Source organism: Altererythrobacter litoralis (assembly GCF_036324225.1).
Taxonomy (GTDB): domain Bacteria; phylum Pseudomonadota; class Alphaproteobacteria; order Sphingomonadales; family Sphingomonadaceae; genus Erythrobacter; species Erythrobacter litoralis_A.
On the sequence record NZ_JAZDQV010000007.1, the window covers coordinates 99,295 to 122,626 of the forward strand.

Annotated in this window: 27 protein-coding genes; 11 read left to right on the plus strand and 16 right to left on the minus strand. The window is 63.7% G+C overall.

The window, feature by feature from the left end:
- Nucleotides 1-29: 29 nt before the first annotated feature.
- Nucleotides 30-461: a CBS domain-containing protein gene (locus tag VRS74_RS08685; RefSeq protein ID WP_354144863.1), complete on the minus strand. Its 432-nt coding sequence runs from the start codon at nt 459-461 to the stop codon at nt 30-32.
- Between the two features lie 116 nt (nt 462-577).
- Here VRS74_RS08685 and VRS74_RS08690 point away from each other — a divergent pair, with 116 nt between their 5' ends.
- Nucleotides 578-871 (plus strand): hypothetical protein, encoded by a 294-nt coding sequence (locus VRS74_RS08690; protein WP_354144864.1) that lies wholly within the window; start codon nt 578-580, stop codon nt 869-871.
- Nucleotides 872-881: 10 nt separating this feature from the next.
- Here VRS74_RS08690 and VRS74_RS08695 read toward each other — a convergent pair whose 3' ends face one another.
- The 5 genes from VRS74_RS08695 to VRS74_RS08715 are packed head-to-tail and all read right to left on the minus strand — an operon-like array spanning nt 882 to nt 6,044.
- Nucleotides 882-1,280 carry a (2Fe-2S) ferredoxin domain-containing protein gene (locus tag VRS74_RS08695; RefSeq protein ID WP_354144865.1) on the minus strand — a complete coding sequence of 133 codons (399 nt, stop codon included), beginning with the start codon at nt 1,278-1,280 and terminating at the stop codon, nt 882-884.
- Complete coding sequence (locus VRS74_RS08700) at nt 1,277-3,421, minus strand: S9 family peptidase (RefSeq protein WP_354144866.1); 2,145 nt, start codon at nt 3,419-3,421, stop codon at nt 1,277-1,279. The genes VRS74_RS08695 and VRS74_RS08700 overlap by 4 nt, the downstream gene beginning before the upstream one ends.
- 34 nt (nt 3,422-3,455) lie before the next feature.
- Nucleotides 3,456-3,917 carry a DUF2497 domain-containing protein gene (locus tag VRS74_RS08705; RefSeq protein ID WP_354144867.1) on the minus strand — a complete coding sequence of 154 codons (462 nt, stop codon included), beginning with the start codon at nt 3,915-3,917 and terminating at the stop codon, nt 3,456-3,458.
- Between the two features lie 52 nt (nt 3,918-3,969).
- The gene (locus VRS74_RS08710) at nt 3,970-5,469 is read right to left on the minus strand and encodes a TolC family outer membrane protein (RefSeq protein ID WP_435521392.1); all 1,500 of its coding nucleotides are present in this window, start codon (nt 5,467-5,469) and stop codon (nt 3,970-3,972) included.
- Nucleotides 5,457-6,044, minus strand: coding sequence for a protein-L-isoaspartate O-methyltransferase family protein (locus VRS74_RS08715; RefSeq protein ID WP_354144869.1), 588 nt, complete (start codon nt 6,042-6,044; stop codon nt 5,457-5,459). Before VRS74_RS08715 ends, VRS74_RS08710 begins: the two co-directional genes overlap by 13 nt.
- A 142-nt stretch (nt 6,045-6,186) precedes the next feature.
- Between VRS74_RS08715 and VRS74_RS08720 the strand changes: the two genes are divergently transcribed.
- The 3 genes from VRS74_RS08720 to VRS74_RS08730 all read left to right on the plus strand — a co-directional run bounded on the left by VRS74_RS08720 (nt 6,187) and on the right by VRS74_RS08730 (nt 9,800).
- Nucleotides 6,187-7,713, plus strand: coding sequence for a fumarate hydratase (locus VRS74_RS08720; protein ID WP_354144870.1), 1,527 nt, complete (start codon nt 6,187-6,189; stop codon nt 7,711-7,713).
- 100 nt (nt 7,714-7,813) lie between these two features.
- Nucleotides 7,814-9,049, plus strand: coding sequence for a sensor histidine kinase (locus VRS74_RS08725; RefSeq protein WP_354144871.1), 1,236 nt, complete (start codon nt 7,814-7,816; stop codon nt 9,047-9,049).
- 4 nt (nt 9,050-9,053) lie between these two features.
- Complete coding sequence (locus tag VRS74_RS08730) at nt 9,054-9,800, plus strand: LytR/AlgR family response regulator transcription factor (RefSeq protein WP_354144872.1); 747 nt, start codon at nt 9,054-9,056, stop codon at nt 9,798-9,800.
- 119 nt (nt 9,801-9,919) lie between these two features.
- Here VRS74_RS08730 and VRS74_RS08735 read toward each other — a convergent pair whose 3' ends face one another.
- Nucleotides 9,920-10,228 carry a UrcA family protein gene (locus tag VRS74_RS08735; protein ID WP_354144873.1) on the minus strand — a complete coding sequence of 103 codons (309 nt, stop codon included), beginning with the start codon at nt 10,226-10,228 and terminating at the stop codon, nt 9,920-9,922.
- Between the two features lie 217 nt (nt 10,229-10,445).
- On the opposite strand from VRS74_RS08735, the gene VRS74_RS08740 reads away from it, so the two are divergent.
- Together VRS74_RS08740 and VRS74_RS08745 are read left to right on the plus strand one after the other, a co-directional pair.
- The gene (locus VRS74_RS08740) at nt 10,446-10,712 is read left to right on the plus strand and encodes a hypothetical protein (protein ID WP_354144874.1); all 267 of its coding nucleotides are present in this window, start codon (nt 10,446-10,448) and stop codon (nt 10,710-10,712) included.
- A 43-nt stretch (nt 10,713-10,755) separates the two neighbouring features.
- Complete coding sequence (locus VRS74_RS08745; RefSeq protein ID WP_354144875.1) at nt 10,756-11,508, plus strand: metallophosphoesterase family protein; 753 nt, start codon at nt 10,756-10,758, stop codon at nt 11,506-11,508.
- Nucleotides 11,509-11,584: 76 nt separating this feature from the next.
- On the opposite strand, the gene rpsI is transcribed toward VRS74_RS08745, so the two are convergent.
- From rpsI to VRS74_RS08775, 6 genes are all read right to left on the minus strand, one after another.
- Entirely contained in the window at nt 11,585-12,106 is a 522-nt protein-coding gene (gene rpsI / locus VRS74_RS08750) for a 30S ribosomal protein S9 (RefSeq protein ID WP_354144876.1), read from the minus strand.
- Nucleotides 12,106-12,585, minus strand: coding sequence for a 50S ribosomal protein L13 (rplM, locus tag VRS74_RS08755; protein ID WP_354144877.1), 480 nt, complete (start codon nt 12,583-12,585; stop codon nt 12,106-12,108). Before rplM ends, rpsI begins: the two co-directional genes overlap by 1 nt.
- Before the next feature lie 177 nt (nt 12,586-12,762).
- Nucleotides 12,763-12,942, minus strand: coding sequence for a hypothetical protein (locus tag VRS74_RS08760; protein ID WP_354144878.1), 180 nt, complete (start codon nt 12,940-12,942; stop codon nt 12,763-12,765).
- Nucleotides 12,939-13,478 carry a hypothetical protein gene (locus VRS74_RS08765; RefSeq protein ID WP_354144879.1) on the minus strand — a complete coding sequence of 180 codons (540 nt, stop codon included), beginning with the start codon at nt 13,476-13,478 and terminating at the stop codon, nt 12,939-12,941. The genes VRS74_RS08760 and VRS74_RS08765 overlap by 4 nt, the downstream gene beginning before the upstream one ends.
- A 29-nt stretch (nt 13,479-13,507) precedes the next feature.
- A complete protein-coding gene (gene cutA, locus VRS74_RS08770) occupies nt 13,508-13,798 on the minus strand; it encodes a divalent-cation tolerance protein CutA (RefSeq protein ID WP_354144880.1) in 291 nt (96 codons plus the stop codon).
- Nucleotides 13,795-14,868 (minus strand): COX15/CtaA family protein, encoded by a 1,074-nt coding sequence (locus VRS74_RS08775; protein WP_435521393.1) that lies wholly within the window; start codon nt 14,866-14,868, stop codon nt 13,795-13,797. Before VRS74_RS08775 ends, cutA begins: the two co-directional genes overlap by 4 nt.
- 106 nt (nt 14,869-14,974) lie before the next feature.
- Between VRS74_RS08775 and VRS74_RS08780 the strand changes: the two genes are divergently transcribed.
- From VRS74_RS08780 to VRS74_RS08790, 3 genes are all read left to right on the plus strand, one after another.
- Nucleotides 14,975-15,346 (plus strand): MerC domain-containing protein, encoded by a 372-nt coding sequence (locus tag VRS74_RS08780; protein WP_354144881.1) that lies wholly within the window; start codon nt 14,975-14,977, stop codon nt 15,344-15,346.
- A gap of 18 nt (nt 15,347-15,364) precedes the next feature.
- Nucleotides 15,365-16,345: a sulfur carrier protein ThiS gene (gene thiS / locus VRS74_RS08785; RefSeq protein ID WP_354144882.1), complete on the plus strand. Its 981-nt coding sequence runs from the start codon at nt 15,365-15,367 to the stop codon at nt 16,343-16,345.
- 65 nt (nt 16,346-16,410) lie between these two features.
- On the plus strand, nt 16,411-16,941 hold the full coding sequence (locus VRS74_RS08790) for a hypothetical protein (protein ID WP_354144883.1): 531 nt from the start codon (nt 16,411-16,413) through the stop codon (nt 16,939-16,941).
- Between the two features lie 509 nt (nt 16,942-17,450).
- On the opposite strand, the gene VRS74_RS08795 is transcribed toward VRS74_RS08790, so the two are convergent.
- From VRS74_RS08795 to VRS74_RS08805, 3 genes are all read right to left on the minus strand, one after another.
- Nucleotides 17,451-19,241: an AMP-dependent synthetase/ligase gene (locus tag VRS74_RS08795; RefSeq protein ID WP_354144884.1), complete on the minus strand. Its 1,791-nt coding sequence runs from the start codon at nt 19,239-19,241 to the stop codon at nt 17,451-17,453.
- Between the two features lie 80 nt (nt 19,242-19,321).
- The gene (gene ggt, locus VRS74_RS08800; protein WP_354144885.1) at nt 19,322-21,058 is read right to left on the minus strand and encodes a gamma-glutamyltransferase; all 1,737 of its coding nucleotides are present in this window, start codon (nt 21,056-21,058) and stop codon (nt 19,322-19,324) included.
- Nucleotides 21,059-21,068: 10 nt separating this feature from the next.
- Complete coding sequence (locus tag VRS74_RS08805; RefSeq protein WP_354144886.1) at nt 21,069-22,109, minus strand: quinone-dependent dihydroorotate dehydrogenase; 1,041 nt, start codon at nt 22,107-22,109, stop codon at nt 21,069-21,071.
- Between the two features lie 244 nt (nt 22,110-22,353).
- Here VRS74_RS08805 and VRS74_RS08810 point away from each other — a divergent pair, with 244 nt between their 5' ends.
- Together VRS74_RS08810 and VRS74_RS08815 are read left to right on the plus strand one after the other, a co-directional pair.
- Entirely contained in the window at nt 22,354-22,632 is a 279-nt protein-coding gene (locus tag VRS74_RS08810) for a hypothetical protein (RefSeq protein ID WP_354144887.1), read from the plus strand.
- 84 nt (nt 22,633-22,716) lie between these two features.
- Nucleotides 22,717-23,310, plus strand: coding sequence for a helix-turn-helix domain-containing protein (locus VRS74_RS08815; RefSeq protein ID WP_354144888.1), 594 nt, complete (start codon nt 22,717-22,719; stop codon nt 23,308-23,310).
- Nucleotides 23,311-23,332 lie beyond the last annotated feature (22 nt).

Consider the following 23,332-nt stretch of genomic DNA (forward strand, 5'->3'; position numbering starts at 1 on the left):
GCCCGATGTAGGGATGGGAGAGGAAATCCTCAAGCGGTCTGGATATAGATCCGCATCGCTTCGGCTTCGTGCTCGACCTGGTCGATGCGGTGCTTCACCAGATCACCGATCGAGATGAAGGCCACCATCGCGCCGCCTTCGATCACCGGCAAGTGCCGGATCCTGCGCCGCGTCATAAGTGCCAGCGCATCGTCGACCAGCGTAGTCGTATCGACGGTGATCGGGGGAGCGGTCATCACTTCCGAAAGCGGGCGGTCGAGGCAGATCTCGCCTTCCTGCGCCAGCCGGTAGATCACGTCGCGCTCTGAGAAGATTCCGACTACCGAGCCGCCCCGCATCACCGGCAATGCGCCGATGCGCTTTTCGGCCAGCAGCTTCACCGCTTCGCGCATGGGCGTCGACGCATCGCAGGAAATGACGTTCGCGGCGCCGCGGTTTTGAGTGATCAGTGCGATGCTCATTGCGTGTCTCCTCTCCGATTCCCCCACAGAGAATGACATTATCGCGCGCAAAAGGCGAATCGTGCAGTTGCAAATCGAACGTTGCATCGGGCGACGCGAACGCCCATGTGGCGCGCATGGTCGGCAAGTCCCCCCTCGACGATCCCGAAAAGGCCGCTTTCGCCTGGGCGCGCTATCGCCGGATCATGCGCTTCATGTTCCTCGCGACGGTGGGAGTCGTGCTCATCGCACTGGCGCTGCTCTACAAATCGAACGGCGCGATTTCGGTGCATTTCTACATCGCCGTGGCATTGGGGCTTGGCTTCACCATGCTGCTCACCAGTGCATTGATGGGCCTCGTGTTCCTGTCGAATGGCACCGGGCACGACGCCTCGGTCGACAACAATCTGCCGCAGCACGACGAAGATTGAGCGGTCGCGCCTAGCGCGCGCTGTGCAAGCGGAATTCCTCGACCGGTTCGCCACCGATCAGGTGCTGCTGGATGATCTGCTCGAGCACTTCCTCGCGCGCCGAGTGGTACCACACGCGGTCTGGCCACACGACAGCGATCGGTCCAGCCGCGCAGACCTGCAGGCAATCGGCCTTGGTGCGCTGGATCCCACCACAGGGCTTTCCTTCCGGGCCGATCCGCTTGGGCCCGGCCAGCTTGAGCTCGTTGAGGCGGCGCTTGAGGTATTTCCAGGCAGCTTCGCCCTCTTCGCGCGAACAGCATTTCTGCTTCTCGCTCATCGCGCAAAGGAAGATGTGCCGCTCAATGCTTTCGCCGCCGAGCTTGGCCAGCGCCAACCCGGCCTCTTCGAGAGGGGTGCGCTGGCTCATTCGACCGGGGCTTGCGGCTTCAGCCAGCGGGCAAGCCAGTCGAACACGGTATTGTGCCATTGCAGCGAGTTCTTGGCGCCCAGCACCCAGTGGTTCTCGTCCGGGAAGACCAGCAGCTGCGCGGGAATGCCGCGTTCCTGCAGCACGGTTAAGCTCTGGATCCCCTGCGTATAGGGCACGCGGAAGTCCTTCTCGCCTGTGACCACCAGCATCGGCGTTTGCCATTTGTCGACATGGTTCGCCGGGTTCCATTTCTCGTAGGTTTCGCTCGCTTCGGAGTAGGAACCTCCGAAATCCCAGCGCGGGAACCACGATTCCTCGGTCGCGAAATAGAAGCTGCGCATCTCGAACAGCCCGTCGTGCTGGACCAGGCATTTGAAGCGGTCCGGCCATTGCCCCGCGATCCAGTTGACCATGTAGCCGCCATAGCTGGCGCCCATCGCGCAGGCGTTGCTGCCGTCGATCTGCGAGTCGAGCGCGAGCGCGGCGGCAAGGCCGAGTTGCAGGTCTTCGAGCGGCTTTCCGCCCCAGTCGCGGTTGATCGCATCGGTGAAAGCCTGGCCGTATCCGGTGCTGCCGTGGAAATCGACCGAGATCACGGCATAGCCCTGGCTGGCGAGTACGCGCGGGTTCCAGCGGATCGACCAGCCATCGTTGAACGAGCCCTGCGGCCCGCCATGGATGTAGAGGATGGCCGGGATTGGCCCTTCCTGCTTTTCGAGGCGGGTGACCTGGCCCCACACCGTGTCGCCATTGGCCCCGGCGAAGCTGAAACGGCTGGTGACGGTCGTTGCCAGCTGCCCCATCCGGCTCATCGCGATATCGGTGAGCGGGCGCGCCTGCTTCCAGTCTTTCGAGAGATAGAGTTCGTGCGGCGATCCGATCGAATCGCGCGTGAACAGCAAGCGCCCGCCCGAAAGCGGGGTGACGCCCGCAATATGCGCTTCATTGCCCGCCATCAGGTCTAGCCGCTCGACTGCGCCGGTGCGCGGATCGATCCGGAACGCAGGCGTGTCGAGCACGTCGCCTGCCGTGGCGATGATCCAGCGCGAATCGGGGGTCCAGGCGATGCTGTCGAAACTGCGGTCGAATTCCTGCGTCAGCGCGCGGGTCTTGCCGGTGCGCAAGTCGCGCAACTGGATCACCAGCCGGTCCGCTTCATAGGTCGGCCGCTCCATCGCGAGATAGGCCAGCCAGCGCCCGTCGGGTGACGAGGTGGGGGCCGAATCATGCGCAAGGTTGGCTTCGGTCAGTTCGACCGGGGCAGCGCCCGAAAGATCGGACCAGTAGATGTCGAGATCGGTAGAGCGCGGCTCTGCGGCATCGGCGACGCGTGCCACGAAATAGACGCCCGTGCCGTCGGACGCCCACGCGACATCCTCGGCTCCGCCGAAGGGCATGGTGGGCGTGTTGCCGGTGAGGCCGGTTGCCGGGTCGCGCCCGTCGAGCGGCACGCCGCCGCCCGCCACTTTCCCGTCCTTCAGGTCGAACACGAACACGCGGTTGAAGGTGCCAGGCGTGGTCCAGCGGTCCCAATGCCGGACGAAGCCGTCGGCAGCGTCATAGAGACGGCCGGTGCCGGGCCCGGGCAAATGCGCCTTGCCGTCGCCTTCGCACCCAAAGCGCGGGCAGTCGCGCGCGATCGGGGCCCAGACTGCAAGTCGCTTGGCATCGGGCGAAAGCTTGAAGCCGTCGATCGCGGTCCCCGCGAAATCGGCGACGATTGTGGGAGCGCCTGTAACGCCGCCCGCGTGCAAATCGGCGCGCCAGAGTCGGGCGTAGCCGCCGCCGGATGACGCATCCGCTGTGTCCGCGCGATCGGACAGGAAATAGAGCGCCCCGTCTGGGCCGAAAACAACATCCGATGCGCCGCCGCCAAGGTCGAGCTTGACTGAACCCGCTTCGGGATCGGCGAGGTCGATCAGATACCATTCGCCGCTGCGTGCATAGGTTTCGGCGTCAGTCTCCGTAACCCGATAGATCGCCAGCCGCCCGTCGGGCGAAGTGACGGCCGCGCCGAGCCGTGGCATCGTTACAAGGTCCTGCGCCTGCATCGGCGGAGCGGCGGGGCCATGGTCATGTGCAGTGGCAGGGGCCGCGAGTAAGGCGGTAGCGAAGAGCAGCGCGTGTGACTTGGTCATGGCGAGCAGGCTTAACTGCTCGACCGGCGTGGCGCTAGCGGCGTTTGCCTGCGATCCGCGCGATTTCGGCCTGGACCATCTTCTCGACCATGCCCGGCAGGTTCTTGTCGAGCCATTCGGCCAGCATCGGGCGCAGCATTTCGCGCACCAGCCCTTCGAGCGAAGTCTCGCCCGAGCGAACAATCTGCGGGCGGGCGCCCGGTTCGGCGAGCATGGCGAGCGCTTCGAAATTTTCGCGCATCGACTGACGCACCGAATCGGTGGTCAGCGGCGGATCAGCCTCGTCTTCCTCATCTTCGGCGTGGTGCACGGCGTCCTGTGCGAATTCCATGCTGGTAAGGTCGAGTATGTCGGAATCGCCGTCATCCGGCTCGACCTCCTGCGCCGGCGAGCGCGGGGCAGGTGCTTGCAGGGCGGCGTCGCGATTGTCGCGCGCAATCACCTTCTTGATCGATTCGAGAATCTCTTCGACCGAAGCTTCACCATGCTGCGCCATTGCGCGCGATCCCCTGTTGTTCGTCCAAGCGGCACCCGGCGGGCAGGTGACGTCAATCGGTGGTGACGTCATCCGATTCAACGGGCGGGCCAATCATCGCGTCAGGCGCGGGGATGTCAACGGTTCTCGTTGATTGTGCAGCAGGTTCTTCGTCTCGCTGCCAGTCGAACAACTGGCCGCGCACCCGGCGGGCATTGACTTCGGGATCGTAGAGCACACCGGTGTCGAGGTTGAGGTCGCGCGCTTCGGCCCTTCCCATGGCGGCCAGCACGCTGAAGCCCGCGACATAGGCATTACGCCGCGCGGTCACCAGCTGGGCGCGAGCGGAAAGCAGTTCCTGCTCGGCATTCAGCACGTCGAGGATCGTGCGATTGCCGATCGAGTTCTCCGCGCGCACGCCTTCGAGGCTGAGTTCGGCGGCGGACACTGCCGCTTCGGAACTGACGATAACGGCATTGGCAGCCTGCCAGCTCGAATAGGCTGCGCGGACCTGCGCAATCACGTCGCGTTCGGTCGCGATGACGTTCTCGAGCGCGGCGCTTTCGCGGGCATAGGCCTGGCGTTGGCGCGCTGCCGGAAGGCCGCCCTGGAAGATCGGGATAGTGATCTGCGCCCCGGCATTGGCGGTGGTTTCGCTCTGCCTGAAGTCCGACGAGATCGGGCCGCCCAGCGTCCCGTAGTAATTGGTGTAGTCGAGCCCGGCGAATATGCCGATGGTTGGCAGGCGCCCTGCCCCGGCCACTTCCGAATCGAAACCCGCGGCCTTCGCCCGCTCCTTCGCGGCAATCAGGTCAGGATTGTTGTCGAGCGCGGCAACCACCGCTTCGCCCACGGTTTCGGGCAGGCCCGGCAACGGCGGCGGCGCTTCCAGATTGCTCGGCGCGCGGCCGACCAGCTGGATGTAGTTCTCGCGCGCGGAGATCAGATTGGCTTGCGCATTGCGCAAATCGCCCTGCGCCAGCGCGAGGCGCGACTGCGATTGCGCCACGTCGGTGCGGGTCAGTTCCCCGATCTCGAACCGGTCGTTGGTTGCCTGGAGATTGACGGTCAGCACTTCGACCTGGTTGGTCGAAAGCGCCACCAGTGCTTCGCTGCGCAGCACGTCCATATAGCCGGCGACGACCTGGCTGAAGATGGCGCTTTCAGTGCCACGCAAATCGGCCTGGCCTGCGGACACGCGTTCCTTCGCGGCCTTGATCCCATTGCGGACCGCGCCGCCCGAATAGATCGGCACGGTCAAGTCCGGACCTGCCAGCAACCGCCGTTCGGGAGCGGTGAAACTGTTGGGCGAAGCCTTCACGAACTCGATGTGATTGGCCGTTGCGCTGATACTGGGCAGCCCTTGCGCGCGCTGGATAGGTACTTCCTCGTCGGCGGCGCGCTGCTGTGCGCGGGCCGCCTGCAGCGAGGGGTTGGTTTCATAGGCGCTCGCCAGCGCTTCGCGCAGGCTGTCGGCCTGTGCGGTCGCAGGGGCCAGCGCGGAACCCAGCAAAAGGGCAGCGGCAATGCGCCGCAGGGTAGGGCTCCGGTCAGGCAAAATCAGAAACTCCATTCCTTCGGGCGGTCGAACGCATGCAGCACCGGGATGCCGATATCGGCAACCGGCTGCAGTGTGACGCTGCCCGCAACCTTGCGGCCGACAGCGAGGCGGGTGACGCCGCGCTGCACGATCCCGGTGACGATCCGGCCATTTTCTTCGAGCTGCTTCGCGAGCGATTCGGGCAATTGCTCGATCGCGCCGTCGACCAGCACCAGCGAATAGCTCTTGCGGCCGCGCTTGCCCTTGACGACCTCGTCCGACGAGACCGTGTCGAGCGAGCCGACCAGCGGCCGCAACAGTTCGGAAAGATAGCCCGATCCGCTTTCGACAACGAGCGCGCCATCGCTTGCAGTGGGGAGCGCTTCTGACAGCATCCTGCCATGCACCAGCGGAGCGGCGAGATGCTTGCCATTGCCCAGCGGCACGGCGCGGTCGACATAGGCGATTGCCCGCGCGCTTTCAGGCACGAAGTCTTCGCGCGCTACCGCGCCCATGCGTGCGAGAACGAAGGGCTCGTTCACGCCGCTGGTGCGAAGCTGGCTGTCAATCATAGCCTTGCGGGCTGCGGGCATATTGGTCTCGGTCATGGTATCCGTCGGCTGTATTACACACGCAATACACTGCGTCAATCTGCTCTAGCGATTGCGGTGCTTGCAGCCAAGCGCTTTGACGCTAGGAGCAGCACGCGTCTATGGGGCGGTGGAATCGACCGACAGGAGCACAGCTTCGATGAGCGACATGATCACAATCCGCGAAGACGATCTGATCGAGACCGTGGCGGATGCGCTGCAATACATCTCCTATTACCACCCGGTGGACTACATCACCGCGTTGGGCGAGGCCTATAAGGCCGAGCAAGGCCCGGCCGCGAAGGATGCGATCGCCCAGATCCTGACCAATAGCCGGATGTGCGCCGAAGGGCACCGGCCGATCTGTCAGGATACCGGCATCGTCAACGTCTTCATCAAATGGGGCCAGCAGTGCCGGCTCGAATCGGCGCGTTCGCTGCAGGAGGTGGTCGATGAAGGGGTGCGCCGTGCCTACAACCACCCCGAAAACAAGCTGCGCGCCTCGATCTTGGCCGACCCCGCTTTCACTCGACGGAACACGCGCGACAACACGCCCTGCGTCCTGTCAGTCGAAATGGTGCCCGGCAACACGATCTCGATCGACGTTGCAGCCAAGGGCGGCGGCAGCGAGAACAAGTCGAAGTTCAAGATGATGAACCCCAGCGACAACATCGTCGACTGGGTGGTCGAGCAGATACCTTCGATGGGCGCGGGTTGGTGCCCTCCGGGCATGCTCGGAATCGGCATTGGCGGCACGGCCGAGCATTGCATGAAGCTTGCCAAGGAATCGCTGATGGAGCCGATCGACATGGCCCAGCTCAAAGCGCGCGGCGCGCAGAACGATATCGAGCAGCTGCGGATCGACATTTTCGATGCGGTCAATGCGATGGGCGTGGGTGCACAGGGTCTCGGCGGGCTGTCGACCGTGCTCGATGTCAAGATCCTCGACTGGCCGTGCCACGCCGCGGGCAAACCGGTGGCGATGATCCCCAATTGCGCCGCCACCCGCCACGCGCATGTGGTGATGGACGGTTCGGGCCCGGCCTATCTCGATCCGCCCGATCTCGACCAGTGGCCCGATGTTCACTGGCAGCCGGACAAGGAGGCCAAGCGGGTCGATCTCGACCATCTCACGCCCGAGGAAGTCGCCAGCTGGAAAGCGGGCGATCGGTTGCTGCTCAGTGGCGCGATGCTGACCGGGCGCGATGCGGCGCACAAGCGCATCCAGGACATGCTCGACAAGGGCGAGGAACTGCCGGTCGAGTTCAAGGGGCGTGCGATCTATTACGTCGGCCCGGTCGATCCGGTGATGGGCGAAGTAGTGGGCCCGGCCGGCCCGACCACCGCCACCCGCATGGACAAGTTCACCGAGATGATGCTCGATCTTGGGCTGCTGGCGATGATCGGCAAGGCCGAGCGCGGACACAATGCGGTAGAAGTGATCAGCCGCTTCAAAGTCGCCTATTTGATGGCGGTGGGCGGCGCGGCCTACCTCGTCGCGCGCGCGATCAAGGAGGCCAAGGTCGTCGCGTTCGAGGATCTCGGGATGGAGGCGATCTACGAGTTCACGGTGAGGGACATGCCCGTAACCGTCGCGGTCGACAGCCAGGGCACCAACGTCCACACGCTGGCCCCGGCGCAATGGAAAGAGCGGATTGCAAAGGAAAATCTGCTCGCGCGAGGGTGATTTCGCGTCGTTGGTCGCTCGATGAACTTTCGATGAACGCCATTCCATGGCCGACGACGGATTCGCCTTGCGCGACCTCCGGGGTTAAGGGGCGTTGGTAATGACGATAGCCCAAGCCAAGTCCCTGCCAAGGGTCGCCTTTCGTACCGTGCTGATTTCAGTGGTGGTGCTGTGGGCGATGTATTTCCTGCTCGCCTCTGCGCGATGGGAGATCATCGGCATCGGCCATTCGACCGAAATGATGGTCCGGCGCGGTGCCGTCGTGGTCGGCGGAATGGCGGTCACCCTCGTGCTGTGGGCGGTGTTGCGCCTGTTCGATGCAGGGGCGATGTGGAAGAAGACCACTGCCGCATTGGTATTGTCGCTGCCTGCAGCATTGCTGCTGGCGCAGATCAACACCGTCGTCTTCGCCGATTTGAACGTGAAGATGGAGCGGCTCATCAACGAGCGCATCAACAAGGATGTCGGCACGACCGACGGCGGCAATGCGGCAACCAGCGCTCCGCATGACTCTGATCAGAGCGGCGCATCGGAAGCCGAGCCAAACTTGTTCCCCGAAAGCGAATCGATGGCCGATGGCCAGCCGGAAGAAATGGGCTTTCTCGATTCGCTCGGCTCGCTGACCGACATCGCCTTCAGCCGCTATTTCATGATGCTCGCCTGGTGCGCTATCTACCTGGCTCTGCTCACAGGCGAAAAGGCGCGCGTGGCCGAACGGCGCGAGCAGGAATTCCGCAATGCGGCCAAGGCTGCCGAACTGCGTTCGCTGCGCTACCAGGTCAATCCGCACTTCCTGTTCAACACGCTCAATTCGCTCTCTTCGCTGGTCTTGACTGGCAAGGCGGAGCGCGCCGAGCAGATGATCCAGACCATGTCGCGCTTCTATCGCCACAGCCTGGCGGATGACCCCACCAGCGACGTGCAACTCGAAGACGAGTTCGACCTGCAGAAGCTCTATCTCGAGATCGAAGCAGTGCGTTTTCCTGAGCGACTGCGCAGCAATTTCGAGCTCCCGCGCGATCTTGCCGACGCCCGCGTGCCCGGCATGATCCTGCAGCCCCTGGTCGAAAATTCGGTCAAATATGCCGTTTCGCCGGTCAGCCGGCCGGTCACCATCACCGTTTCGGCGCGTGAGGAGTTCGACCGGCTGGTGATCACCGTCAGTGACGACGGCCCGGGCGTGCCAGAAACGGCGCGCAAGGGCTTCGGCATCGGCCTCGCCAATGTGCGTGACCGGATCGAAGCGCGTTTCGGACCCGACGTCACGCTTGAATCGGGGCCGGTGCCCGGTGGATACCGCACCGAAATGCGCCTACCTTTGACTCGCAACGGCTGAATCCATGCAATCGGAGGCGCCCTTGAGAACGCTGATCGTCGATGACGAGCCGCTCGCAGTCGAGCGGATCCAGGTGATCTGCGCCGAAATCGGCGCGATCAATGTTGTGGGCACGGCAAGCGATGGCGCTGCCGCACTGCGCTTGGTCGATGCCTTGTCGCCCGACCTCGTGCTGCTCGACATGACCATGCCTGAGCTCGACGGGCTCGGCGTCGCGCGCGAACTGGCCCGCAAGGACAATCCGCCGGCGGTGATTTTCGTGACCGCGCATGACAATTTCGCGGTCGAGGCGTTCGATCTCGATGCGATCGACTATGTTCTCAAGCCCGTGGCCGCGGACCGCTTGGCGCGTGCAATCGAACGCGCTGTGGCGCGAAGTGGCAGCCCGCGCAGCAGCGAGAGCGAATGGCTCGAAGAACTGTGGGTGCCGCATCGTTCCGAATTGCTGCGGATCGCTGTAAGCGAAGTGAGCCGGATCGACGCGGAGCGCGACTATGTCAGGCTGTTCGTAGGCGACCAGAACGATGGCGGGCGCAGCTATTTGCTGTTGCAGACCATCGCGGGCCTAGAGCAGCGGCTCGATCCGGACCAGTTCATCCGCATCCACCGCTCGACCATCCTGCGCAAAGATCACATTCGCGGCCTCAGGCATGACGGGCTCGGCGTCTGGTCGGCCGAGCTAGAGTGTGGCGATGCGATGCGGATCGGCCGTACCTATTTACCCAAGGTCAAGGCGATGGCCGGCCGCTGAATAGCGGCAGCGCGCCGGGGCGCTACCCTCGATTCCAGATAAAGAAGCGGCCTGAGCCCCGGGACTGGAAAGGGCTCAGGCCGCAAGCCTGCACAAGGGGTGCAGTCGGTTTTGCCGGGTCAATCGCCCAGCTTTTGTTCGTTGATCGCTTCGGCCATCTGGTTGCGGGCGCTCTTCATGGCGGCGGCCATGCAGTCGCGCTTTGCGGTGTCGATCTGACGCGGACGGGCGGTAGGCGATCCTACGCCGCAAACCTTGCGCGCGGCGCGGGTGAGACGGTTTTCGAGCCGATCTTGTCCGGCGGCTGCCTTGAGGTTGAGATCGCTGTAGGACACCTGAATCGTATCGCCATCCTGTTCGCCGGCGATGGCGGGGGTGGTCGCCATCAGAGCGGTGAGGCTTGCTGCCGCAAGAGCGGACTTCAACATAATTTCCTCCATTCGCGGTGGCCTCCTGAAAAGGGGGGGAAGGGGGAGAAGGCCCTGGCCGCAAAATGAAGGTTACGGATATCAGCAGCTTGACGCAGCCTATGCTCGACGGCTGTGCGCAAACGCTCGACCGGCGATGCACCGCTCGGACTGATTGCTGACGAAGGCCGATCAACCGACATTTCCCATCGACCGGCGTTTGCGCAATAATGCGGCCGTGGCGATCGCGCTCATCTTTCTGCTCGGCATCGGCAATTTCGCGTTGCACAAGGCGGTGCTCGAAAGCCGGCACCCGCTGCTGGGCCATGTGCCATGGTTCGTGCACATGCTCGTTGGGCGGTTGACTCTGGTAACCGAGTTCCTGGTCCTGCTCGCAGCGCTCATGCTTGCAGCGAACGGCTGGCCCGGGCTGGCATGGGCCTACCTGATCTATACGGCGCTGAATGCGCTTGCGGCGTGGCTGATCCTCACCGGCCGGATCTGAGAGGCGCTTCCTTCGCGAAACAGATGTGCTAGGCGCCAGAGCCATGCCCGGCGACGCATCGATCCTGTTTCATGTCAGCGACACCCATTTCGGCGTCGAGGATCGCGCTGCAATGGCGTGGTTCGAAGCGGCGGTGCATGCCGAGCGGCCCGATGCGATCGTCTGCACCGGCGACCTGACACAGCGCGCGACGCATCGCCAATATTCGGACGCGGCAGAATGGTTCGCCGGATTGCAGGTGCCGGTGATGCTGCAACCGGGCAATCACGACATGCCCTATTACAATCTGTGGGAACGGTTCCGCCGGCCCTATGCCCGTTATGGTGCGCTCGAACAGGCTGTCGGCGCGGAAATCATGCTCGACCATGCACTCATCGTCCCATTCGACACCAATGTTCCGGCGCAAATGCGCTGGCCATGGTCCGACGGCGTGGTGACGCGCCGCAAGCTCGATGCGGCATTGGCCCGGCTCGATGCCCTTCGCGCCGATCCTCGGCCGAAGCTGGTCGCGTGCCATCACCCTTTGCTGGCCGAAGAGGACAGGCGCAAAAACCCGACGATCCGCGGCGACATGGCCTTTGCTGAGCTGGCGGCGGCAGGGGCCAGCGCGGTCCTGTCGGGCCACGTCCACTTTCCGTTCGACCAGGTGCGTTCGCGCGACAACCATGCGATGCGAATGATCGGCGCGGGTACGCTTTCGACCCGGCTGCGGCGCAATGCCCCGCCTTCGTTCAACGTTCTGCGGATCGACCGGGCAGGCTCGATCTCGGTCGAAATGCGCGACTTCCACTCCTGACCCGTCGCCTTGCCGCCCAAACGAAAAGGGCGGCCCCGCAGGACCGCCCTCTTGTGGGTACCGAAGTGCCGAAAGATCAGCGCTTCGAGAACTGGAAGCTGCGACGAGCCTTGGCCCGGCCGTACTTCTTGCGCTCGACCACGCGGCTGTCGCGGGTGAGGAAGCCGGCGGCCTTGACCGTCGACCGCAGGGCCGGTTCGTACTTGCTCAGCGCCTGGGCGATGCCGTGCTTCACAGCACCAGCCTGGCCCGAGAGGCCGCCGCCCTTGACGGTGGCGACGACGTCGTACTGGCCCTGGCGATCGGTGATCGCGAAAGGCTGGTCGATGACGAGGCGCAGCGTCGGACGAGCGAAGTAAACTTCCTGGTCGCGGCCGTTGACGATGACCTTGCCGGTGCCGGGCTTCAGCCACACGCGAGCCGTGGCGTCCTTGCGGCGGCCGGTGGCATAGGCGCGGCCATGCGCGTCGAGCTCCTGCTCACGCAGCGGCGCAGTGGCAACGGCGATCACCGCTGCGTCACCTTCAGGGGCGTCGCCGGCGATGGTCTTCAGATCGGCCAGATCGGTGACCGTTTCGTTGTTGGTTTCGTCAGCCATTATGCGGTGACCTTGTTCTTGCGATTCATGGAAGCGACGTCGAGCGTTTCGGGCTTCTGGCCGTCATGCGGATGCTCGGTGCCGGCATAGAGGTGTAGCGCCTTCATCTGCGCCCGGCCCAGCGGGCCGCGCGGAATCATGCGTTCGACTGCCTTTTCGAGCACGCGCTCGGGGAAGCGGCCTTCCAGCACCTTGGCGGGGGTCGTTTCCTTGATGCCGCCCGGGTGGCCGGTGTGCTTGTAATAGGTCTTGTCGGCCATCTTGCGACCGGTGAACTTCACCTTGTCGGCATTGATGACGATGACGTGGTCGCCGCAGTCGACGTGCGGGGTGTAGCTCGGCTTGTGCTTGCCGCGCAGGATATTGGCGATGATCGTAGCGACGCGGCCAACAACCAGGCCGTCGGCATCGATCAGGTGCCATTTCTTTTCGACCTCGGCCGGCTTCACGGACCGGGTCTGCTTGCTGAGCGCCTTCATGGGTTCATATTCCTAGATATCTATGGGCTGCAGCTGCATCGCTCCGGCCCGAATCCTCCCCACGGCGCAATGCCGCAGGTGCGAGATCGCGGCGCAAATGTCGTTTAGAGGCGTGCAAGTCAAGCAAAACCGCGCTTTTCAGAGGAGGTAAAATAATACCGCGCACTTCGGGTGGGATCAGGTTTCGGCCAGGCTCCACGTCTCGGACGAGAATTTCTCGCTGCCCGCCAGCCGGGTCGTGACACGTCGCTCGGCCCGTTCCAGCCAGGTCGCACCCGGGGTGGTGCGCGCAGCATGGGCCAGTTCGAATTCGCCAGCAGTGCCATCGGGCAGGGCAAGCGCGCGGGTTTCGTTCAAGCCAAGGTGACGCGGGAAAAACAGGTCGCTTGGCATCTGGTCAAGCATCGAGCTTCCCGCCTGCTGCAATTGCGCGAGAAGGGCCTGTGCTGCGCCGCTTCCGATCCGGATATGGCAGCGCGGGCGATGATCTCTTCGGCCGCTTTCATCGCGGCATCAACGTCTTCCCGGGTTTCGGATGTTCCTGCCGCGACAATCATGCCCGACTTGTCGAGCAGGATCGGGAACATGTGGTCGGTCGAGCGGCCGCGTTCGACTTCGGCAATTGAGGCGATGCGGGGCGGCGCCTCGACGTCGGCGGGCAGCTGGCGACCATGGACGGCGATCCCTTCGGCATGCTCGGAGAAGCTCACCAGCCATTCGCGTTCGACCACTATTTGCGCGCCATCGTGCAATTGCCGCACGAGGCGCCGGACCAGCCGCATAGGCACCCGCGGAAAGCGCAGGACCTCTTCGGCCCGCGCCAGCCCGGAAAGGCCAACCAGCGATAATCCGGCAATCGAACCCAAGGCGGAGCGGCGCGACCACATCCCCATTACTATCCTCCCTGCCCCAACAGGCCTAGCTAGGCGCGCGTTCCGTCTGCGGAGGAATCGCAGCGCCAGCCGAGAATGGCTGGAGTATCATAGGGATGCAGCACTTCCAAACGCGTGATCGCGCGATCGAGCAGATCCTCATTGGTCTTGAACAGCGCGCCGATTTCCTCCGCACTTCCGCGCTCTCCCTGCCAATCGAAAATCGATTCGATTGGGCCGAGCAGATTGGCACAGGCGATGAGTTTCTCGTCGAGCAATGTCCGGGCCGCAGCCCGGGCACTGTCCCGGTCTGGGAAGGGGCACCAGATCAGCGCGCTCACGCGCGAAGCGCCTTTCGCCGTCCGTCGGCATGCATGCCCCAGGCGACGCTTGCGACCAGCAATGCGCCCGTCAGCTGATGCGCCACCGCGACCCAAAGCGAAACCCCGGTCAGCACGGTGGCGATGCCGAGTATCACCATCACCCCGAAAGCGCTGTGGATCGCGATCGAAGCCTTGCGTTCTTCCTTCCGCACGCGCCGCGCCAGCCAGATGAGCGCGCCAACAGCTACCCATGCCCACCAGCGATGCAGGAAATGGAGCAGGAACGGATCATGAGTCAGCGCCCATATCCATCCGCGCGACAGATCGGGCTGAGGGAAGAATTCCCCATTCATAAATGGCCAGTCATAGGCGGCATGGCCGGCATTCAGCCCGGCCACCCATGCGCCCAGCAGCAATTGCGCGAACAACAGCAGTGCCACGATCAGGGATGGTCCCGTCAGCCTTGCGGGTCGCTCGGCCGGATCCTGCGCCAGCGCCTGCAGGTCGCGCGCGGTCCAAACCAGACCGCCCAGCGTGAAGAAAGCGGTCAGCAGGTGGATCGAAAGCCAGAAATGGCTGACATCGGTCATCTGCCCGCTCAGCCCCGATCGCACCATCAGCCAGCCGAAGGTGCCCTGCAGCGCGCCAAGCGCCAGCAGCGCCAGCAGGCGCGGTTTGTACCCTTGCGGGATCGCGCCTTTGATCCAGAACCATGCCAGCGGCAGCGCATAGGCCAGCCCAATCAACCGACCGATCAGGCGGTGGAACCATTCCCAGAAGAAGATGAACTTGAAGTCCGCCAGCGTCATTCCCGCGGGCCCCGCCTCATAGAGATACTCGGGCGTCTTGCGGTAAAGCTCGAATTCGGCCTGCCACGCAGCCTCGCCGATCGGCGGAAGCACACCGGTGATCGGATTCCACTGAGTGATGGACAAACCGCTTTCGGTGAGGCGAGTGATCCCGCCCACCGCCACAATCACCACCACCATGGCCGCGACGGCATTTAGCCAGCGGACCAGCGCCAGCGGGCGCGACATTGCATGGTTGGGGGTTTCGCTCATCGCTGCTTGGCCTGCGCTTGCTGACATGGCGCAGCTAATCGGCACTGCCCGCCGAAAGTGCAAGCCGAATCGCCGCACTATCGCTTGCAACACTTGCAAGATGTTACACCGTTACATAAATGGCAGGCTCGCCATGGCGCACAACTCCATCTCGATTCGGCGGCGGCTCGACCGCGCAGGCATCTGGCTTTCGAGCCTGTGCCTGCTGCATTGCGTGCTCACGATCCTGCTGGTTTCCGTACTGGGGCTTGGCGGGCAATTGTTGCTCGCTCCCGAAATCCATCGTTTCGGACTGGCGCTGGCGCTGATCATCGCCGCGGTCGCGATCGGCTGGGGCGCGTTGAGGCATCGCCGCCGCCTGCCCTTCGTTACGGCAATGATGGGCCTCACCTTCATGGGTGGTGCGCTCGCCGTGCCGCATGGGCTCTACGAAGTGGTGCTGACCATGATTGGCGTAACCTTGGTGTCGACCGGACACATCCTCAACTTGCGTCACGCGCATTGAGGGCTATGTGGCGCTGGTATGAGCGCCGCCAAGACCATCACCCTCAACGGCGAAAGCCGCCGAACCTCCGCTGAGACCATTGCCGCGCTGGTGCGCGAGCTAGAGCTCGATCCCGCCAAGGTAGCGGTCGAGCGGAATCGCGAAATCGTGCCGCGCTCGACGCTGGCCGATGTGCAGCTACAAGATGGCGACACGCTCGAAATCGTACATTTCGTGGGCGGCGGCTCAGGCGACGACAGCTGGAGCGTGGCCGGGCGGACTTTCCGCAGCCGGCTCATCGTCGGCACGGGGAAATACAAGGATTTCGCACAGAACGCTGCGGCAGTGGAAGCAAGCGGGGCCGAGATCGTCACGGTAGCGGTGCGCCGGGTCAATGTCAGCGACCCCAAAGCACCGATGCTGACCGATTACATCGATCCGAAGAAGATCACCTACCTGCCCAACACGGCGGGCTGCTTCACTGCGGATGATGCGATCCGCACGCTGCGGCTGGCGCGCGAAGCGGGCGGCTGGGACCTAGTGAAGCTCGAAGTGTTGGGCGAAGCGCGCACGCTCTATCCGGACATGCGCGAGACGCTCAAGGCGACCGAAATCCTCGCGAAAGAGGGCTTTTTGCCGATGGTCTATTGCGTCGACGATCCGATCGCCGCGAAGCAACTCGAGGATGCCGGCGCAGTGGCGGTGATGCCGCTGGGGGCGCCGATCGGCTCGGGCCTCGGCATCCAAAACCGCGTCACGATCCGCCTGATCGTCGAAGGCGCCAATGTTCCGGTGCTGGTCGATGCGGGCGTGGGCACCGCGAGCGATGCGGCAGTGGCAATGGAGCTGGGCTGCGACGGGGTGCTGATGAACACTGCGATCGCCGAAGCGAAAGACCCGATCCGCATGGCTCGCGCAATGAAACTCAGCGTAGAGGCCGGGCGTGAGGCCTATCTCGCGGGTCGGATGGGTCGCCGCATGTATGCCGACCCGAGTTCGCCGCTCGCGGGACTTATCTGATCGATAGCTAACGCTAAATTAACCACATTGCGCGAACCTGCTGCTTGCAACAGGGAGCATTCGCCATGGCTATTGCCGGCACCGCATCGATGACGATCAACGAGATGCGCGAATTCGCGAGCTTCTCGGCCGCGGAACAGCGCTACATCAAGCGCAGCCTTGACATCGGGCTGGGGCGGCAGGACGCTTTCAAGCTTTGGGCGCGCAGCGAAGGCGAAAACGCCGCGATCCGCAGCCAGTATGTCGCCTATCAAGAATTGAAGGCGCTCCGCGCCACGATCCCGCACGATGCCACGATCGCGCAAGTCGAAGGCTTCATCGGCAAACTGGTGCGCGTTGCCGCTTTCGATCTCTCGCAGGAGCGCATCGGCAGCTTTTCGGCCTTCCGCTTCCTCTACGAACGCCTGCTTGGCGCCGATGTGCGCCCGTGGCTGCCAAGCGGCTTCTGCGCAGCCGCCGCCTTGCCGCAGATTCGCCCCGAACAGCGCAAGGTTCTGCTGCAAAGCCTCAGCGAGGCCGCCGCGACCGCACCAGGCTGGTCCGACCGCGCACCGAGCTTCTATCCGGAATATATCGAAGCAGCCGAAGCGGCGTGATAGCAAATGGAAGTGAGACCAATTGCGAGGGCTGCGGAGGCGGTCAGTCCCGACCCTTTCGCCTGGATGGGACAGGTGCTGACGCACTTCGCAGCAGCCGAGTAGGAGATTGGCAATCTTTCAGTGATGTTGGGTTTGCCCATTAACAATGGATCCCTGTCTCAGCTTGACGCCTTGCGGCGCAAACTGAAGGCAAGCGAAAACCGGAAGTGCCGATTGCTGGATGCGCGGATCGGTCGATGGAGCAACAATCGTCCGATCAGACATTTGCTGGCTCACGCGACAATCACATTGTTACATGATGCTGACGGTGAAGAAGTTGTCGTTACTCGACATCTTCCTCGCGATGCCCAGGATGTCAGCCCGGGCCGAATGTGGAGCGCGGCCGACAGGGCGGAACTGCAGAGACAGGTCGCCAGTGACGGACGCTCGATTTGCGACCATATTCGTGGCCTCAGATCGAACGTCGCGCTGACAAACCGGCTTCGATCACTGTAAAGGCTTGCCCGCTAGCCCCGATAGAGCCCGTCGATTCGATCCTGGTAGCGTTCGCGGATCTTGTGCCGGCGAATCTTCATGCTCGGGGTCATTTCCTCGTTCTCGATCGAGAAGGCCTCGTCCGCGAAGGCAAAGCCGCGTACTTTCTCGATCACCGAGAGATCCTGGTTGACCCGGTCGATCGCGGCGCGAACCGCGGATTTGAAGGCGGGCAAGTCCTGCAATGCCTTCATGTCGAACTTTTCGTCGTTTGCCTTGGCCCAGTCGACCGCCCATTCGGCGTCGGGCACGATCAGCCCGACGACGTAAGGCCGCTTGTCGCCGCTCACCATCGCCTGTGCGATCTCGGGCTGCAGCGTGAGCATGCCCTCGATCTTCTGCGGCGCGATGTTGTCGCCCTTGTCGTTGACGATCATGTCCTTCTTGCGGTCGGTGATGACGATCCGCCCGACTTCGTCGAGATGGCCGATGTCGCCCGTATGGAGCCAGCCGTCGACGATCGTGCGTGCGGTTTCGGCATCGTTGCGCCAGTAACCGTGCATCACCAGTTCGCCGCGCACGAGGATCTCGCCGTCGTCTGCGATCCGCACTTCGACGCCGCGCATCGGCGGGCCGACAGTGTCCATCTTGAGGCCTGCCGAGGGGCGGTTGCAGCTGATCACCGGTCCGGCCTCGGTCTGGCCATAGCCCTGCAGCATGGTGAGGCCCATCGCTTCGAAGAAAGTGCCGACGTCGGGGTTGAGCGGTGCGCCGCCGCTGACCATAGCCTTGATCCGCCCGCCGAAACGCGCGCGAATCTTGGGGCGCAGCGTTTTCTCGAGAATGAAGTTCATTGGCCTGTCGCGCAGCCGCTTGCGCCCTGCCTCGCTGATGATCAGCGCGCGGTCCATCAGGTAGTTGGCGAACTTGCCCTGCTTTTCGACCTGCTTCATGATCCGCGTGCGCAACACTTCGAACAGGCGCGGCACCACCACCATGATCGTGGGCCGGGTTTCCTCGATATTGCTGGCGAGCTTCTCCAGCCCTTCCGAGTAATAGATTTCGGCGCCCACCCCGATCGGCAGGAACTGCCCGCCAGTGTGCTCATAGGCGTGGCTTAGCGGGAGGAACGACAGGAAGCGGTCGTCCTTGATCCCGAAGTCGTTGATCAGGATTTCGGCTGCGCCCGCCACATTGCACAGGATCATGCCGTGGTGCTGCAGCACGCCGCGCGGCGCACCGCCGGTGCCGCTGGTGTAGATGATGCAGGCAGTCTGTTCGCGTCCGATTCCCGCAAGCCGCTCTTCCACCGCCTTGCGAGCGGCCGCTGCGTCGCCTGAGGTCATGCGTTCCCATGAATGGTAATCGAAGCTGCCTGACTGGTGCCGATGCAAATCCTCGATCCCGATGACATGCTCGACCAGCCCGCTTGTCTGGATCGCGGGGTGGAGCGGCCCAAGCAGCTTCTCGTCCGAAACGAACACCGCGCGCGCGCCCGAATTGTCGAGGATGTGGCTGTGATCGCGGGTGGTGTTGGTGATGTAGGCCGGTACCGTAATGCAGCCAGCTGCCATGATCGCGAGGTCGGCAATGCACCATTCGGGGCGGTTCTCGCTCACCAGCACAACGCGGTCGCCGGGTTTGAGGCCGAGGCCGCGCAGGCTCTCCGCCAGCAGGCAGACCCGCTCAGCGGCTTCGCGCCAGCTCTGCGTCACCCACTGTCCGCCCCGCTTGCTGCCGAGGAAGGGTGCGTCACCCTTCTCATCGGCGCGCTTCAGGAAAAGCTCGACGAGATTATTGGCAGAATCGATGTCTTGCAGCACCTCAGGCTCCTCGCGCCGTTTTTCTGTTTATCGTCGGGGATTAGGCCCAGCCGCCAAAGTCGGCAAGTGGGTGCCCCGGCTCAGGGCACGTCGAGGCCGGTTTCGATCCGCGGGTCGCGCGCACTCATCCATTGCTCGCCTTCGCGCACGATCGCATTGCCCTTGATCGGCGCCTCACGCAGCACGATTCGCGCGTGCCCCAGCGCTTCGAATTGCGGCGCGGCGGCTGCAAGCCAGGTTCCCTGCTCGAGCATCAGCGCATTGCCAACCGACATCAGGAACGGGAGCGCGAGCGAATCCTGTGCCGATAGGCCGAAATCGATCGCGCCGATGATTGCGCGCGTCGTCGTCACCGGAATGGTCGGGCCGCCCGCTGCACCCACCGCCATGAAGGGGTGGCCTTGCGGGTCCCACACCACCGTGGGCGACATCGAGCTGCGCGGGCGCTTGCCGCCTTCGACGCGATTGGCGACGATCCGCCCGTTCACTTCGGGCGCGCGGCTGAAATCGGTCAGCTCGTTATTGAGGTAGAAGCCATTCGCCATCAGGCCCGATCCGAACGAGCTCTCGATGGTCGAAGTGTAGCTGACCATCGTTCCTTCGCCATCGACCGCGGCGAAATGCGACGTGCCATGCTCTTCGGGCTCGTCGCCATCCGCGAGTGCGATCTTGGCGCCAACTGGAGTTCCGGCGGCAACCTTATCATTGCGCTTTGCCGGGTCGATCAATGCGCTGCGCATCGCGATATAGTCGGGCGCGATCAGCCCTGCGACCGGCACGTCGAAGTAATCCGGATCGGCCATGTAAAGTTCGCGGTCGGCATAGGCGAGCCGCTGCGATTCGATGAACAGGTGCCAGGTGGCCGGATTGTCCTTGCCCAATGCCTTGAGATCAAAGCGCTCGAGCTGGCCGAGGATCTGCAGCACGGCGACGCCGCCCGAACTGGGCGGGCCCATGCTGCAGACGCGGTATTTGCGGTAGCTGCCGCACACCGCATCGCGCTGCTTGGGCTCGTATGCCGTCAGGTCGTCCATGGTCATCGCGCCATCGCGCGGTGTGGCCTGCGCCACTTCGGTGACAAGCTTCTCACCCATGTCGGAAAGATAGAATGCGTCAGGGCCTTCGCTGGCAATCCGCTCGAATGTCTTCGCCAGCTGCTCGTTTTTGACCAGGCTCCCAGCGGGCAGGACCTTGCCGTCGGCGTCGAAATAGAGCTGCCGCGCTTCGGCGGTGAAACCTGAATGCTCGGGGCGGGAGCTCAGCGCATTGTAGAGGCGGTTGTTGATCTGGAACCCGTCGCGCGCAAGGGCGATCGCCGGTTCGAAAAGCTTGGCCCAGGGCAGCTTGCCATGTTCGTGGTGCGCCATCGCCGCCATGCGGATATTGCCCGGGACGCCGACACTCAGGCCGCTCTGCACCGATTCCTCGAAGCTCGGCAGCGAGCCGTCCGCGCGCAGGAACCAGTCGGGGCTCGCGCCTGCCGGAGCCTTCTCGCGACCGTCGTAAGACGTCACATCGCCATCGGCCGCACCGCGCACGAAGAACCCGCCGCCCCCGATCCCCGAGCTTTGCGGCTCGACCACAGTCAGCGCCAGCATCACTGCGATCGCCGCATCGGTGGCGTTGCCGCCCGCTGCCAGCATTGCCTCGCCTGCCGCTTGTGCGCGCGGGTCGGCGGCGCTCACCACGCCATGGGCCGATTGCGGCGCAGTGCTTTCGGCAATGGCGGGAGATGAGGCAGTGGTGGCGCAGCCCGAAAGGGCAAGGCCGAATATCAGCGGAGCGGCGATCAATCGCGCGATGGGCTTGGCGTGCATGAACGCTGGATTATTCGCTTCCGACGGCTTCGGCAATGCTCGCGAAGCCTTCGCGCCGCATCAGCCGCTCGAGTCCGCAAACGATGCGTGCGCCCAGCCCTGGTCCTTCATAGACCATCGCGCTGTAGATCTGGACGAGGCTGGCCCCGGCCTTGATCCGTTCCCATGCGTCTTCGGGGTTGGCGATCCCGCCTACGCCGACCAATGGGATCGCCCCGCCGGTCGCCTTGCGGAAATCGCGCACGCGCTGGAGCGCGAGCGGGCGCAGCGGCGCGCCCGAGAGCCCGCCCGTCTCGCTCGCATGGCGCGAAAGGAGTGCCGGGCGCGAGATGGTGGTGTTGGAGACGATCAGCGCGCCGAGCTGCTTTTCGAGCGCGATCCGCCCGATAGCATCGATATCCGCTGGTTCGAGGTCGGGAGCGACCTTGAGGAACACCGGCGGCGCACCCTCGGGCATTGCCTCGTCGCGCGCGGCCAAAACAGCGTCCAGCAAAGCGGTCAGCGCTGCCTCGTCCTGCAGCGCACGCAGGCCGGGTGTATTGGGGCTCGAAATATTGACCGCAAGATAGCTGGCGTGGGGCGCCATCAGCAGCGTCATCAGCACGTAATCGGCGATCCGGTCGGCTGAATCCTTGTTCGCGCCGATATTGATGCCGAGCACGCCTTGGCAGCCCTTCCGCCGCGCCAGTCGCTCAAGCGCGGCTTCTGCGCCGCCATTGTTGAAGCCCATGCGATTGATCACTGCACGGTCTTCCGAAAGGCGGAACAGGCGCGGCTTGGGATTTCCCACTTGAGGGAGGGGCGTGATCGAGCCGACCTCGGCGAAACCGAAGCCCAGGCCGAGAAGTGCGTCGGGCACCTCGGCATCCTTGTCGAACCCTGCGGCCACGCCGACCGGGTTGGGAAAGGTAATACCAGCCACCTTCGTGGCGAGCGCACCTGGCGCCGGAGGTGCGCGGTGCGGCATCATTTTGAGGCCTTCGATCGCGAGTCGATGGGCCGATTCCGACTCGAGCGCGAAAAGTGCAGGGCGAAGCAGGCTGAAGATCATTACGCAGTGCCTATGGCAAGCGTGTGGCGCGCTGTCGAGAGATCGTGATGCTTGACCCTTTTAGTTAAATATTTCAATTTGATGACCAAGAAACTTGTGATTCAAATCAACTCTTGTCGTTTGCATACAATTCGTGTGGCAATGAATCGGTTAGTTGGGACCTGCGACCCGAAGGGCTCGGAGCAGCGATGCGAAGAGTTCCTCAACTTCAAGGGCGGTCCCGAAAGGGGCCGCCTTTTTTTCGTTGGTGGGGCTTGATGGTGGATGTGGGCGAGACAGTCGGAGCGCAGCTGCGGCAGGGCGGACATGCCCCTGCGCTCTCACGCCGCGCAACCCGTTCGAGATCGACTATATCGCCCCGCCGCCGGCGCTGAGCGACTACATCACTACGCTCTATCACTTTCGCTGCGACGAGTCGGAAATCCGCGACATCCAGCCTGCGGCGATCGGCCAGCTTGCGCTGTTTCCATGCGGGGTCGGGGAAATGCAGTTTCGCGATGGCCGGATCGATCCGAGCCACTAGACCAATCTCCTGACGCCCTTTTCGGTGGCCGCGCCCTTTATGGTGGACGGGCCCTTCCATGCTATCGGCGCGGCGCTGTCTCCCTTGGGGTGGGCCGCCCTGACCGGGCGCCATGCTGCGGAGGACGGCAACCGGCTGGTGCGTGCCGCCGATTGGCTGGGCGAAGAGATCGAGCAGCTCGGGGCGCAATTGTGCGATGGCTATCGGGCCGGCGAGATATCGGGGCATGACTGCGCCATGGCGCTCTGCGACTATATTGGTCGCGTGGCGTGCCCGGTGAACGAACGCCATGCCGAGCTGATCCGAATCACAAACGACTGGCTAGGCTCGTCGCTCAACCCGAAACTCTCTGATTTGATGGAGCGGGCCGCCTATTCCGACCGACAGGTGCAGCGGCTCGTTGAGCGTTATTTCGGGCTTCCGCCGCAAGCGCTGGCGCGCAAATACCGCGCGATCCGCGCCGCGACCCTGTTGTCCTTCCCGGTGCTGACACCCGATTGGGAAGCGCAACTGGCGGAGGCTTTCTTCGATCAGTCGCACATGATCCGCGAAATCCGATTGTTCGTTGGCCGCACGCCCGCGCGGCTGGGGGATGAAGAAAGCCCCTATCTCAATGAGATGCTCGATCCCAAGAACTTGCGAGAGATCCGCATGCCCACGCTGGACGGAGCAGGCTGACTTTCGTTTTCCAGATCACAAA

Bases quoted from the DNA above. Each gene is read 5' to 3' on its own strand.
- VRS74_RS08700 (WP_354144866.1), bottom strand. From the start codon at position 3,421: ATGACCAAGTCACACGCGCTGCTCTTCGCTACCGCCTTACTCGCGGCC.
- VRS74_RS08690 (WP_354144864.1), top strand. From the start codon at position 578: ATGGTCGGCAAGTCCCCCCTCGACGATCCCGAAAAGGCCGCTTTCGCC.
- VRS74_RS08715 (WP_354144869.1), bottom strand. From the start codon at position 6,044: ATGACCGAGACCAATATGCCCGCAGCCCGCAAGGCTATGATTGACAGC.
- VRS74_RS08775 (WP_435521393.1), bottom strand. From the start codon at position 14,868: ATGTCAGCAAGCGCAGGCCAAGCAGCGATGAGCGAAACCCCCAACCAT.
- VRS74_RS08735 (WP_354144873.1), bottom strand. From the start codon at position 10,228: ATGTTGAAGTCCGCTCTTGCGGCAGCAAGCCTCACCGCTCTGATGGCG.
- VRS74_RS08780 (WP_354144881.1), top strand. From the start codon at position 14,975: ATGGCGCACAACTCCATCTCGATTCGGCGGCGGCTCGACCGCGCAGGC.
- VRS74_RS08710 (WP_435521392.1), bottom strand. From the start codon at position 5,469: ATGGAGTTTCTGATTTTGCCTGACCGGAGCCCTACCCTGCGGCGCATT.
- VRS74_RS08745 (WP_354144875.1), top strand. From the start codon at position 10,756: ATGCCCGGCGACGCATCGATCCTGTTTCATGTCAGCGACACCCATTTC.
- rpsI (WP_354144876.1), bottom strand. From the start codon at position 12,106: ATGGCTGACGAAACCAACAACGAAACGGTCACCGATCTGGCCGATCTG.
- ggt (WP_354144885.1), bottom strand. From the start codon at position 21,058: ATGCACGCCAAGCCCATCGCGCGATTGATCGCCGCTCCGCTGATATTC.
- VRS74_RS08695 (WP_354144865.1), bottom strand. From the start codon at position 1,280: ATGAGCCAGCGCACCCCTCTCGAAGAGGCCGGGTTGGCGCTGGCCAAG.
- VRS74_RS08805 (WP_354144886.1), bottom strand. From the start codon at position 22,109: ATGATCTTCAGCCTGCTTCGCCCTGCACTTTTCGCGCTCGAGTCGGAA.
- VRS74_RS08790 (WP_354144883.1), top strand. From the start codon at position 16,411: ATGGCTATTGCCGGCACCGCATCGATGACGATCAACGAGATGCGCGAA.
- VRS74_RS08705 (WP_354144867.1), bottom strand. From the start codon at position 3,917: ATGGCGCAGCATGGTGAAGCTTCGGTCGAAGAGATTCTCGAATCGATC.
- VRS74_RS08725 (WP_354144871.1), top strand. From the start codon at position 7,814: ATGACGATAGCCCAAGCCAAGTCCCTGCCAAGGGTCGCCTTTCGTACC.
- VRS74_RS08685 (WP_354144863.1), bottom strand. From the start codon at position 461: ATGAGCATCGCACTGATCACTCAAAACCGCGGCGCCGCGAACGTCATT.
- VRS74_RS08765 (WP_354144879.1), bottom strand. From the start codon at position 13,478: ATGGGGATGTGGTCGCGCCGCTCCGCCTTGGGTTCGATTGCCGGATTA.
- thiS (WP_354144882.1), top strand. From the start codon at position 15,365: ATGAGCGCCGCCAAGACCATCACCCTCAACGGCGAAAGCCGCCGAACC.
- VRS74_RS08730 (WP_354144872.1), top strand. From the start codon at position 9,054: ATGCAATCGGAGGCGCCCTTGAGAACGCTGATCGTCGATGACGAGCCG.
- VRS74_RS08720 (WP_354144870.1), top strand. From the start codon at position 6,187: ATGAGCGACATGATCACAATCCGCGAAGACGATCTGATCGAGACCGTG.
- rplM (WP_354144877.1), bottom strand. From the start codon at position 12,585: ATGAAGGCGCTCAGCAAGCAGACCCGGTCCGTGAAGCCGGCCGAGGTC.